At 69.0% G+C, this 12,534-nt stretch carries 9 protein-coding genes and 1 pseudogene; 7 read left to right on the forward strand and 3 right to left on the reverse strand.

What is annotated here, in order from left to right; all coding sequences use genetic code 11:
• Nucleotides 1-25 precede the first annotated feature (25 nt).
• From ACFYWY_RS31935 to ACFYWY_RS31955, 5 genes and pseudogenes are all read left to right on the forward strand, one after another.
• A complete protein-coding gene (locus ACFYWY_RS31935) occupies nt 26-1,336 on the forward strand; it encodes a toll/interleukin-1 receptor domain-containing protein (protein WP_389192957.1) in 1,311 nt (436 codons plus the stop codon).
• 8 nt (nt 1,337-1,344) lie between these two features.
• A complete protein-coding gene (locus tag ACFYWY_RS31940; protein WP_389192874.1) occupies nt 1,345-2,349 on the forward strand; it encodes an AAA family ATPase in 1,005 nt (334 codons plus the stop codon).
• 4 nt (nt 2,350-2,353) lie between these two features.
• Entirely contained in the window at nt 2,354-3,322 is a 969-nt protein-coding gene (locus ACFYWY_RS31945; protein ID WP_389192877.1) for a hypothetical protein, read from the forward strand.
• Nucleotides 3,319-7,188, forward strand: coding sequence for an FxSxx-COOH system tetratricopeptide repeat protein (gene fxsT, locus ACFYWY_RS31950; RefSeq protein WP_389192880.1), 3,870 nt, complete (start codon nt 3,319-3,321; stop codon nt 7,186-7,188). The genes ACFYWY_RS31945 and fxsT overlap by 4 nt, the downstream gene beginning before the upstream one ends.
• A gap of 361 nt (nt 7,189-7,549) precedes the next feature.
• Nucleotides 7,550-7,957 (forward strand): annotated as a pseudogene (locus tag ACFYWY_RS31955) (hypothetical protein); the annotation flags it as partial.
• A gap of 192 nt (nt 7,958-8,149) precedes the next feature.
• On the opposite strand, the gene ACFYWY_RS31960 reads toward ACFYWY_RS31955, so the two are convergent.
• Nucleotides 8,150-8,956 (reverse strand): septum formation family protein, encoded by an 807-nt coding sequence (locus ACFYWY_RS31960; protein ID WP_389192883.1) that lies wholly within the window; start codon nt 8,954-8,956, stop codon nt 8,150-8,152.
• Nucleotides 8,957-9,160: 204 nt separating this feature from the next.
• On the opposite strand from ACFYWY_RS31960, the gene ACFYWY_RS31965 reads away from it, so the two are divergent.
• Nucleotides 9,161-10,243: a hypothetical protein gene (locus ACFYWY_RS31965; protein ID WP_389192886.1), complete on the forward strand. Its 1,083-nt coding sequence runs from the start codon at nt 9,161-9,163 to the stop codon at nt 10,241-10,243.
• Between the two features lie 13 nt (nt 10,244-10,256).
• Entirely contained in the window at nt 10,257-10,841 is a 585-nt protein-coding gene (locus ACFYWY_RS31970; protein ID WP_389192888.1) for a hypothetical protein, read from the forward strand.
• 17 nt (nt 10,842-10,858) lie between these two features.
• On the opposite strand, the gene ACFYWY_RS31975 is transcribed toward ACFYWY_RS31970, so the two are convergent.
• Nucleotides 10,859-11,671, reverse strand: coding sequence for a hypothetical protein (locus tag ACFYWY_RS31975; protein WP_389192891.1), 813 nt, complete (start codon nt 11,669-11,671; stop codon nt 10,859-10,861).
• Nucleotides 11,668-12,078: a hypothetical protein gene (locus ACFYWY_RS31980; protein WP_389192894.1), complete on the reverse strand. Its 411-nt coding sequence runs from the start codon at nt 12,076-12,078 to the stop codon at nt 11,668-11,670. The genes ACFYWY_RS31975 and ACFYWY_RS31980 overlap by 4 nt, the downstream gene beginning before the upstream one ends.
• Nucleotides 12,079-12,534 lie beyond the last annotated feature (456 nt).

The raw sequence follows: 12,534 nt of genomic DNA on the forward strand, positions 1-12,534 counted from the left end.
TGGGAGGGGCGGGGGCTTGAACAAGGTGTTCATCAGTCACAGCACGCGCGAGGACCCGTACGGCGGCGAGGTGCGCGGCCATGTCATCCAGGGGCTGCGGGAACGCGGGTACGACGTCCTCGTCGACGCCGAAGGACTCTTACCCGGTGAGAGGTGGCACCCCCGGCTGTACGAGTGGCTCCTGGAGTGCCGGGCCGCGGTGGTGCTGGTCAACCGTGCGGCGCTCACCTCGATGTGGGTCCACAGGGAAGTCGACATCCTCATGTGGCGCCACCACTTCAACCACTCTTTCCTCGTGCTTCCCGCCCCGGTTGGCGACGTGACCCCCGAGGACATGGCAGCCGCCGGCTTCGAGGACCTGATGTCGCTGCAGCTGGTGCGCCGAATCGCCAGCCTCGGCAAGGGCAACGTCCCGGACGCAGCCAAGGCGGCGGAGGCGATCGTGGGTGCGTTTCCGCCGCTTCCGGCCCCGAGGGACGACGACGATCCGGTGCAGCGCTGGCACGAGGACATCACCGCACAGCTCAGCCAGGTCCGCACCATGAGCCGGCTCGCCCGTATGGGACGCGCCCTCGGACTCCACGACCGGCATCTCGCGGGCTCGCCCGTCACCGACGTCAGCTGCGGCTTCCTGGCCGCCCAAATGCTCCACACCCACGACGCGCCGCAGCTGCGCAACGCCGTCGGGGAAGTCGCCCGGCACATGGACAGCACCGCGCTGGACCAGCTCGTCCGGCTGGTTCTCCCCGTCTGGATCGACGCGGCCTCCGCACGGCGCGTACTGCCCGAAGAGGGCCTGGAACGCCAGACAGTCATCCTGAACGTCCGCAGCCCCGAAACGGGGCAATACTACCTGGGCCGCGCCTTCTGCATGGACAACAGCCGGTACACCTGCATAGCCGTCAGTGCACCGCCGCCCGGGGAGGAAGACCCGGAGGACGAGCTCCGACTCGCCTGCGAGCAGCACATCAGGTCCCGGTTCGGAATGAGCTCCCGGGAGCCCCTGGCCAGCGCTCCACGGATCCGGGACTGCGACACGTATGTCGTCATCCATTCCGAGTACTGCACCCTCCCCCAGGCCGAACGGGTCGTCGACTGGTTGCATGAGCACATCCCGTGGGTGCACATCCTACTGATCCCACACGAGCAACTCCCCGACGACTCCCCACTGACCGGCCGACTCTCCCAAGCCGCCCTCCTCACCCCGCCGTTCGGCGCCGACGACGAGCGAGTGGCGATCAGGGTCGCGTGCGGAATGCTCAACGACTGGGGCATCCCCCACATCGGCGACGACGCCTGGATAGGCCGGATCAACCGCAGCAACGCGAGGGGGTGAACTACCCAATGGCAATCACCGAAGGTGGAAATACCACGCCCAACGAGTGGTTCCGGAATCCGGACCGCGGCGACGGCGAGATCTACGTCATGTCCCGGGACATCGACGAAGCGGTGAACGTGGCCCTGGCAACCGGCAGACCACTGCTGCTGCGCGGCAGCCCCGGATCCGGCAAGTCCTCGCTGGCCCCCTACGTCGCACGGCGCAGGGGCTGGCGCTACTACGAACACGTCATCACGTACGGTACCCGGTCACGAGACCTGCTGTGGCGCTTCGACAGCGTCCGACGCCTCGCCGACGCCCAGGTGTACCGCCAGGAGTCTCCCCCGCTGGACGACTTCTCCTACCTGCAGCCCGGCGTGCTGTGGTGGGCCCTCGCCCCGCGCTCGGCCCGGCGTAGAGGCCGAGCCGCCACTGAGGACAAACCCCCCACCGAGGGAATCGAGGATCCGTTCGCCGGCGTCAACGGCGACCGCAGCATCGATCATGCCGTCGTCCTCATCGACGAGATCGACAAGGCCGACCCGGACGTACCCAACAGCCTGCTCGTACCGCTCGGGTCGCAGCGGTTCACCGTCGTCGAGACCGACACCGAGGTGTGGACCGAGCCGCCGACGGGCCCCACGGATCCACTCTTCTCCCGCCATCTCGTTGTCATCACCACCAACGACGAGCGGGAACTGCCCCAGGCCTTCCTGCGTCGCTGCGTCGTCGTCACCCTCCCCGATCACGACGTGCGAAGCCTGGTCCGCATCGCCGAGGAACACATGCGCAGCTGGCACGGCGCGGGCGGCGCCGGGCACCTTCGACTGGCCGAGGCAATGGCTGTCGAGTTGGGCCGGGTGACCGAGCAGGCTGCCGCACAGGGCGTGCGAGGGCCCAGCACCGCGGAGTACCTCGACGCGCTGCGCGCCTGCATCACCCTCGGGATCGGTCTGGGCTCGGAGCGCTGGGAGTGGCTGAAGAGCTGCGTGCTGGTCAAGCGCCAGCAGATCTACGGAGACGGGTGGTGACCAGATGCGGCACCGCGAAATCTGGCTGGGAGACGTGGCGCGCGCCGCCACAGCCCTCGGCGCCCAGGAGCCCTCGGCGTGGCAACGTATCGCGGCGCTTCTCGGCCTCGGCCCGGGAAACCTGCCGGCTCCTGTCTTCGAACCCTCACCAGCCGCCGTCGCTGTCCACGGTTCCAGCCCGCTGCCCGGTCCGGCAGAGCCGCAAGGCCCCGGCAGGCCCGTGCCGGAGCCTTCACCCAACGGCACGCCACGTCATCCGTCGTCCGCGACCGCGAACACTCCGCTGGCCCCCACCGAGCGTCGCACGCCGCGCAGGACCGGCTGGACCGTCGCATCCCTTCCCTCCCCCAGGACCACGGCCGGCCGCGGCAGACTCCATGTACCCCTGCTCGCGCCGCGCTCCACCGCAGCGGTCCTGCACGCGGCCCTGGCCCGGGTCGCCCACGAGGGCGACCTGGACGTGGAGCGGGCTGCCGACCACCTCGCCCGCGGGCTGCCCCTGCACGAGATACCGCGGCGCCCGCTGCCGACCCTGCGCTACGGGGTACAGATCCTCGCCGACATCTCCGCCGCCATGGAGCCCTTCGCGCAGGACGTCGAAGGAGTCATCGACCAGGTACGCAGCCTGGTCGGTGTGGCGAGGACCACCGTGCTGCGCTTCGCCGACTGCCCATCGCGCGGAGTGGGTACCGGCCCCCGCGGCACCTGGGGACCGTACCGCCCCCCGCAGCCAGGCACCCGCATTCTGCTGCTGTCGGCGCTCGGCACCATCGGACCGCCCTTCGACCCGCACCGGGCAACCGAACGCGAGTGGCGGGAGACACTGCTGCGCATGCGGCAGCACGGCTGCGAAGCCGTCGCCCTCGTACCGCTGCCGGAGCGCCTGTGGCCCACCTGGTGGCGCTCTCGGCTGCACGCGGTCGTCTGGGACCGAGGAACCACCGTTGGCCGGGTCGTCGGGGAACTGCGATGACCTCCCCGGCCGAGCCTCACCCCCGGCAGGGCCACGAACTCGCCATCCTCCTCAGCGTCGCCGCCCGCATCGAACCCGAACTGATGCGAGCCGTACGGGTCACGGTGGCGCCTTTGCTGGACGTCTCGGCTGAGACGGACCTGTGGTTCGGCGACCTCGTCGAGCGACGCGGCTTCGGCTACATCGTCCTGCGCAGCGATCTGCTGCCGCAGCTGCGCGCCGAACTCACCGAACGTCTCAAGAACTCTCCGACCGGAGCGCCCCTGCACCGCCTCTGGTCGGTGATCGAGCGCATGCATCGCAATGGTTCTCCCGCACTGTTCGCCGAGGAGCGCGCCACTTGGCACGCCGTCAGCGGCGCCGGCACCGAAGCGGAAGCGGACATCGAGCACGCGCTGCGCCCGGCGCTGCGGGCGCTGGTCGAGGAGGCTCGGGACGGGGTCGCGCGCTGGTTCTCTGGAGCCTGGCAGCGGCTCCCCGAGCCGGTCCGCCGGACCACCACCGCCTGGCAACTCGCCACGGTCGCCAGGGCTCAGCTCGCCGACGCCGTACTGCAGCCCCAACCGCCCGAACGCCTCAGCGTCACCGACGTCGGACTCATCGCCGCGCTGCTGCCGCGCGCCGAGCTGCGCTGCCGTCGCGTGGGGCCGCTGCTGATCCTCGGCGAAGTGGCCGATGACCTCGGTAGCTTCGTTCTACAGGTACCCGACACCGATCCGCAGGTTCTGGACCTGCTCGACCAACCCGTGCCACGAACCCTTCAGGTAGGACAGGCCGAGACGGTTGCGGAGACCGTCGGCTGGGGGCCGGTGCGGCTACTCGCCGCCGACGGCGCGGTCTACGAGCTCCCTCCCCCTGCTGTCGACCTCAGCCGCGAGGGGAACGCTCCGCGCCACGGCCCAGCACCGGGTGGCCGGCATATCGTGCTTAGTCATGCCGGCTTCGACCAGTCATGGGCGGCCTGGATCAGCGACCGGCTCCAGCAGGCCGGACACCGTGTCACATCCCAGCTGTGGAACCCGGATCCGACGCGGCCACTGACCGAACTACTGCACGACCTGCTCGACACCTCGGACTGGGCGCTACTCCTGATCGGCGCAACGTACTGCTGGCTCGGCGGGCGCACCGCGCAGGAGTGGGACTCGGCGCTCACCGCGTGCGCCGAGTCCCACTCCGGACGCCTGGCTACCGTGATCGTCGACGCCGGGGAACCGCCCGCGACCGCAACGGCCCTGCCCATGGCAGATCTCCGGGGCACCGGCGAACAAGAAGCCAGGCACCGGCTGTTCGACCTGCTCGGAGTATCCCTGTCCCGGCTCGCCGACGAGGCATCCGGCCCGGCCATGAGGTTCCCGGACACCCCGCCCGCTGTGTCGAACGCCCCCCGCCGCAACCCTCGGTTCAGCGGCCGCGAGGTGATTTTGGACCGCATTCGCCAGACTCTCTCAGCGGCCCCTGAACCGGGAAACGCCCGTGCCGGACAACACCACTGCGTGCTCCTCGGTCCCTCCGGAGTCGGCAAGAGCCAGCTGGTCACCGAGTACGCCCACCGGTTCGGCAACGAATACGACATCGTCTGGTGGATCAGCGCCGCATTCCAGGGAACAGCCCGGGAACAGCTCGCCGAGCTCGCGCCCCGCCTCGACCTCGCCGCAGGACAGGGCATCGGCAACCGCATCCGGGCCGTGAAGGACGCCCTGCGTGTGGGCCTGCCCTTTCACCGCTGGTTACTCGTACTCGACAGTGCCGACGACATGCGGGAGATCGAGGATCTGCTGCCCGAGGGCTCGGGACACGTCCTCATCACTTCTCGCAACTCCGCATGGGCGGACGACGAACGTGTCCGGCGGATCGACGTGCCGCCCTTCCCGAGGAACGAGTCCGTCGCCTACATCCGCGCCACGGCCCCCCGGCTCACGGCCGCCGAGGCCGACCAGCTCGCCGAGGCGGTGCAGGACTTCCCACTCCTGCTCTCTCATACCGCCGCCTGGCTCGACACCAATCCGATGCCCGTCCCCCAGTACATCGACCTCGTCCGCTCCCATCCTCCCGAGCGGCCGCCGAACGGCCAGGTGACGCAGTACCCCCGCGCCTTGGAGAGCAGTTGGACGATCACTCTGGCGTCACTGCGGGAACGCAATCCCGCGGTTGTCGAGCTCCTCGACCTTTTCACCCACTTCTCGCCCGAGGCTCTCCCCCTTCGGCTGCTGCAGTCCGCCGACGCCAGCGTCCTCCCCCAGCGCATCGCCGCCGTCGCCACCGACCCCGCGGCCTGGGACGCGACGATGCGACAGCTGTCGGAAACCTCCACCGTTCGGCTCGAGTTCGGTGCCACGGGGGTGGAGCGAGCCACCATGCCCCGTCTATATCACACACTGCTGCGCGAGCGGCTCTCCGACGAACGGCGTGAGCGGCTGTCCCGTACCGCTTGCGTGATCCTCGCGGGAGCCGATCCCCAAGAGCCCCAGGACGCCGCCCTGTGGCCCCGCTACGCCGAGCTGATCCCGCACCTGGAAATCTCCGGCTCGCTGGACCGGGGTGGCATCGGTGCCCGCCTCGTCCTGAACTGCATCGATTACCTTCGCACCCGTGGCGAAGCCCACGCCGGGCTGCGGCTGTGCGAGCAGGCGAAGGCACGCTGGCGCAGACACCGGCCCTTCGACGACCCCGACATGCTCATCGTCACCTACCAGCACGCCAACATGCTGCGCAGAACCGGCCGCTACCAGGAGGCCGAGGCCGTCGCACGGGACGTCCTCGACCGACTCTCTGCAGCCAGACCGGCCGACCACCCCGACCTGCAGCGTGCTAGAAACACTCTTGGCGGAAGCCTGGTCGCCCTCGGCAGGTATCAGGAAGCCTACGAACTCTACGACCGGACCGCGCACACCACCTCGACCACACTCGGCGAGGAAGCCGTAGCCACCCAACAGGCGCGCACCAACCTGTCCATTGTGCTGACACTGCTCGGCCGCTACCAGGAGGCTCTGGATCTGTCCGCGGCAGTCCTCGCAGTGCGCTCGCGACACCTCGGGCCGTACCACGCCTCCACCCTGTACACCACTCAACGGCAAGCATGGACGCTGCGTCTGCTTGGCCGCTACGCCTACGCGCTCGGCCGCCAGGAGGCCAACGTCCACGACTACCGCCGCCTCATGGGCCAGTACACGGTGACTGCCATCGTCGCCGAGCACAACCTTGCCCAGTGCCTGCGCCGGGTCGGCGACCTCACACGGGCCCGCAACCTGATGCGCGAACTCGTGGAACGCGCCCACCAGATCCAGGGCCCCCACCACCCCGAAGCGCTCTTCGTCGCCGCCGACTACGCGTCCCTGCTCCGCGAAGACCGCAGCCTGGACCAGTCGTGGGACCTCGCCACCACAGCCGCGCGCGGATACGCCAACCTCCTCGGCCACACCCACCCCTACTCGATCGGCACGGCCGGCAACATCGGCCTCATCCTGCAGGACTCAGGTGACCGCGACGAAGCACGACGCGTCGCTGAACGCGCCCTGCACGGTATGACGGTTTCGATGGGTGCCACCCACCCGTGGACCATCGGGTGCGCCCTCAACGCAGCGTCCGCGCGCAGCCACAACGGTGACGCGGAGGGGGCCGCCGACCTCAGCAGGCTGACCCTGGAACGTTCCTCGAACGGCGTCGGCCGGAGCCACCCCCTCACCCTTGCCTGCCAGGCGGCACTCGCGCAGGACCTGCGCGCGCTGCGCCGAGAGACCGAAGCCGACCAGCTTCAGCAGGAGGCTCTGGCTCGCCTGACCGGCACGCAGGGCGAACACAGCCCACAGACGGCAGCCGTACGGCGGGGAGAGCGGCCGTACTGGGATTTCGAGCCGCAGCCAACGTGAAGCCGATCAGGTGCTCGGACCGGTACGCTCCGCACGAGCGGCGAATGCCCGGGTCAGCGGGGGGCGCGGAGTCGGGCCGAGGTGAGTGCCGGGGTCCGGTTGTCGCTTCCGGTGTTCATGTGGTTGAGCCCGCGTTCGTCCGGGTCGAGGAAGTCGGGGGCGGAGGAGATCATGAGGCTGAGTGCTGCGCGGCAAGTGGCTGCGGATCTCAAGGGTGGGGCAGCGCCGCTGACACTTGTCACCGCCGGCGTGTTCGCCGGTGGCGCCCGTGATGGGTCTGGATACCTGGGTGTCACCCGCGGCGGCGGTGATCGCGGTGTTGTCCGGCATCAACGTGCTCCGCGCCGATGTCCTCGCTCCCATGCGCGCCCGGACCGTGTCACGTGCCGTTCGTCCCCTCCTGAGCGGACCGGGGAAGAGTCCGTTCCGCAGCACTTCGAATGCGCTGCAGATCGGCAAGGGCATCTGGGCCACGCCCGCTCATGTGACGCACGAAGGGGCCGCGTACCGCGTCAGACTGCCCGACGGCGCGGCCCTGGAACTGTCACTGGCCTATACGAGCGCCGATTACGACATCGCGGTGTGCCACTCGTCCGCCGTCTGGCCCCAGGTGGCGAAGCCCCAGCGGGACATGCCGGAACCGGGCGACCGGGCAACGCTGGTGGGCTGGCTCGTCGGCGGAGCTGTATCGACCGTACAGGCGTCCTTCGACCTCACCGTCCAGGAGTCGCAGGAGCCCGGGCTGGTCACCATGCTCGGTCCGGCACCGCCGCCCGGATCGTCAGGGTCTGCTGTGATCGCTGCGCGCACCGGCCGCGCGGTGGGCATCCTGACAGGTATCGGTGCGCTCGACCGGCGCCGTGATGTGCCGGACACGGGACCACAGGGATCGTGTTGGGGGTGCGGTTGGAGGTCGTACCAGTCCGATTCCGGTCACCCACCGGGAGTTGAGCGGCGGCTCTCAGCCACTGCCGCTGAGCCAGTCCCCCTCGAGCGCGCTCCCGTCGAGGGTCTCCAGGAAGCAGATGACCGTGCGGTCCCCCTCCCCCCAGGTGGAGCTGCTGGGCGTCACCTCGTCATAGTTGAGCAGCTCTTCCTCATCGGCAGTCCAGTCCGACGACGCCGCATAGTAGGAGTCCCAGCACAGGGAGTCGGCCTCTTCGGCGACCACCTCGTCGCCCGGGTACTCCGCACGGTCGTCGAGAGTCACCAAGTCCAGTGTCTGCCGCTCGTGTACGTCCTCGCACGAGACGATCACGTAGTAGTTGGTGTTCTCCCCCGCGTCGACACAGTCCCCCGCGGACAGCTCGTCGACGTACACCTCCTCCGGCTCCTCCGAAGGAGGCGTTTCTTCGTCCTCAGAGGGTGAGGATTCTTCCGGGGACGGTGAGTCCGGGGGATCAACCGGCTCATCGGGCTCGGTGGTCGTCTCTTGGGGCTCGCTGGTCGTCGGTGTGATGTAGTCCTCGTCGTCCGGCTCATCGAGGACGCCCGCGGTGACGCCGGCACTGTCGTCGGGGGTCGGTTCGCCGGCCTGGGTGAGCAGCAGGGCGGCTGCGGCGATGCCCGTGACCGCGAGCAGCGCCACCCCGGCCGGCAGCCAGCGGCGCCGGGGACGGGGCGACAGCGGTGAGTCTTCCGTCGCGAAGTGCGCGCCCACGCTGGGGTGTTCGGCGCGCCGATACGGGATCTGCTCGCCCGGCCAAGGCCAGTACGGAGGCTCCTGCCGGGGCGGCTCTTCGGGTGGTTGGGCATCAGGCGGTGCCATGCACTCATGGTGCCCGGCGGCCCGGCGCCGCCGAGGGGTTACGCAGAAGAAATACGGAGGAAGTTCTTGATCCTTACAAAGATGAAGATTCTTTTCTGTTCTGGTCCTCTTCGGGCATTCCAGAGCCCTACCGTAGGTGCCCCACCACTCGGGGGCGGATCGTGCGCCGGCCGCGGGAACGGCCGGGGGGGCGGGAGGTTCGGCGTGTCCTTGGGGGAGCTGGCACGGTGCGCATCGGACGCGTCAGGCCTGATTGAACTGCTCATACGCCATCAGCCGGTCGGGGCCGGCAGTGACCCGGCCGTACGGAGCGCACATCGCCGGGCACTCGAAGCGCTGCGGCAGGCCGCGGAGAGCGCTCAGTCACCGTTCGGCATCGGACTGGCCGGTGAGCTGAGCGCCGGGAATTCGCTGCTGCTCGGACTGCTTCTCGGGTTACCCGAGTTGCTCCCGGTCGGAGACGAAGCGGTCACCGGCAATGTCACGGTCATCCATGCGAAGGCGGCGGGTCCAGAGGTCCGTGAGTCTCGTGAATCGGCTGTACGTGTCGAGTACTTCACCGAGCCCCAGGCGATCGCCTACCTGCGGCACCTGCGTGACGCCATAGCCGACCAGGCGGAGGACAGCGGACTCGACGCGCGGACGGCAGCGCAGCTGCGGCAGGTGGAGTTCCAGGACCCCGACTGCCGCGAGCTGGTTCACTTCCGCGATGCGCACCTCAGCGGCGATCTCGCCAAACCGATGGCGGGAGTGCTCGGCGAACTCGACCTGATCGACGAGGCGTTGAACCGCGTGCGCATGCTGGGCCGCCCACTGCTCGGCTTCACGGCCGAGCTCAACGACACACTGGCCCGATCGGCGGTCGTCCTGCCCGGTCCTGCCGAGTACCGCGCGCTGGATCCCCGTACCACCGGCGACGGGATCACCGCCGAACTGCTCAGGGCGACACTGCCACTCGTCCGCAGGGTTGTGAGGGAAGTCCATGTAGCACCGTCCGTATGGCACTTGAACGACTTCCCCGGAGGGGAGCTGCTTCTTCTCGACTTCCCAGGTCTGAACAACGCCTTCAGCGCCGTGCGGGACCAGTACGTCTGCGGGGCGGAGCTGCGCTCGGTGTACACGCTGCTGATCCTGCTCAAGACAACCGGCGGCGCCACGGACACGCCGGAGCGCATCATGCGCATGTGGCAGGCCGCGCAGCGGCCCGACGCGATGGAGAACTCCGTGCTCGCGGTGATCAGCCGCTTCCATGAACTGCGGGTGAGCGAGGCCACGCTGGGCCCCTAGGCCCGTCGTCCTCATGCCCTGGATCGAGGGCAGACTCCTGGACGAAGCTGTGGCCTCCGTCCGGGACGACCCTGCGGCTTTGTGCCACCTCGCCGGGAACTGGCGGATCGCGCTGGCCCAGCTGGCCTCTTCGCACATCTGCCACGGCGACCTGCAGCACGGCAATGTGCTCGTCGACGACGACCTGCGTCTCGTCCTGGTCGACCTGGACGCGGTTTGGGTGCCGTTCGCCGCACATCTGGCTCCCGCGGAGTTCGGCCACCGCAACTACCAGCATCCGCACCGGGACATCAGCCACTGGGGGCCCGACGCGGACTCCTTCTCGGCCCTGGTGATCCTGCTCTCGATGCGGGCGCTCGCGGCGGACCCCGGTCTCTGGGACATCGGACGAGCCGGTGAGAACCTCCTGTTCACCCGTGAGGATCTGCTGTCCCCGGGAGGCACGAAGATCTGGAAGGGCCTGCAGCGATCGCCGGACCCCGCGGTACGACGGCTCACCGAACGCCTCGCCCAGCTGTGTACGGGGCCGGCGGCCGACATACCTCCGCTGGAAGATGTCCTGCGCGCCTGTGACGCGGGCGGCCCGCCGCACCCCTAGCCGCCCCGTCCTGGGCCTCAGGTGCCCGCGTCCGGTGACGCGGAAGCGGTGGAGACCGCCCTGCACCGAATCAGCGACACATCATCCGCAGTCATCAACCGGCTCTCTATCAAATCCCTTACCCTGGCGCTGAATTCGGCCTCGTCGGCACCCTCGAGGAAGGTCCAGACACCGCTGCTCCCGCCCGCCGACCGCAGAGCCCACTCCGCGAGCGCGTCCGTGGCCAGCAACAGGGTGTCGTCCGGGCCGCACACACCCGAGGTGAGCCGGAGAACCCGCTCGAGCGACCCCAGCAGTTCGGCCCTGGTCGGCATAAGCGCGGGATGGGTGTCGAACTGTTCGGCCCGGTCCAGCGGGAAGACCTCGACCGGCCGGCCGTCGCGGAGATGGAACAGACACGAATCCCCGACGGCGAATGCGCGGTACTCCAGAAACGGCGTGGCGCCCGGCCGGTCCGAACTCACGTCATGGGTCTCCACACCGAGGAATGTCGCGGCCGATCCGCGGGCCAGGGCATCTCGTACATAGACGGGGACATCGGTGGCCGACGCGGTCTGCTCGGCCCAGCGCCGCCGAATCTGTGCCAGCCATCCGTCGAGGACGTGTGTCTCGTCCTCGCCCGACCGGTCGAGTTCGGTGACGAGAAACTCCTGGGCGAGCACGGCGGCCCACCGTCCGGAGGCGAAGGCCCGGGAGGCACCGTCGCAGACCGCCGCCCGGTGGGCATTCCAAGCGTGCGCGTCTTCGCACTCACTCGCCCGTCCCTTGGGAACGACGAGGGCCTCGCACCGCAGCACGGTTCGGGTCGGCGGCGGACCCAGCTCGTTCAATGCTCGCCGATCAGGGACGTGGTGCTGGTACCGATGCGCAGGAAGTCCATCAAGGATGCGGCACCCCCGTTGAATACGAAGCCGCGCGCACCGGGCCGGATCCGGTCGCCGTACCCCGAGGCCTGCACAAGCGTGCCGGGCAGCGCGCTGGACATCTCGAAGAGCAGCGCGGCCTTCGGTACTCCGGGGGGCGGCACGACCGGGAACGGAATCGACTCCCCCTTCGCCTCCGACAGATGGAGGTTGAACAACAGGACAGGACCGTCAGCGGTTGCCAGCCGGGTGATCCGCCGGGCTTCGCTGCGGGGATCTCCGTCCGTGGCCTCGCCGTCCGTGATGTTGAGAACGATCGGCGGGAACGAAGAGCGGTGCTGCTTCACCCAGCCGCGCAGGACCTTCTGGGCCATGCCGAGGGCGGCACACATCGGTGTCATTCCGAAGTTGAGCGGTGCTATCCACTCCGGTGTCGTAGTCCGCTCCTCCACCACGGTCCCGTCCGGCCGGCGCAGCGTATGAGAGTGCTCGACCAGTCGGCAATTCGTTGATCATGGAGGCCAGTGCGGATGCCTTGGCCGCCGGGCTGCCGGATATCGGAGCCCCCATCGAGTAGGACTGGTCGAGAAGGAAGAGGAAGCAGCCCGGACTGCGCCGGCTGATCTCCTGTTCGTACACGAGAACATCCCCCCAAGTGCCCTGTTCTGCTGTGTCTGTCCAGTTTCGCGCTATCCGTCTCGAGGGACAAGAGACCCGAACCCTTGGGTAGATCGTTCGAGTGACACCGAAGCCATATGCCCTTTCGGGTGAACCAAGGGTCCGCACAGTGCACTGTGCGGACCCTTCGATGGTGCGGCGAATCCACACCA

The organism is Streptomyces sp. NPDC002870, assembly GCF_042888505.1.
Taxonomy (GTDB): domain Bacteria; phylum Actinomycetota; class Actinomycetes; order Streptomycetales; family Streptomycetaceae; genus Streptomyces.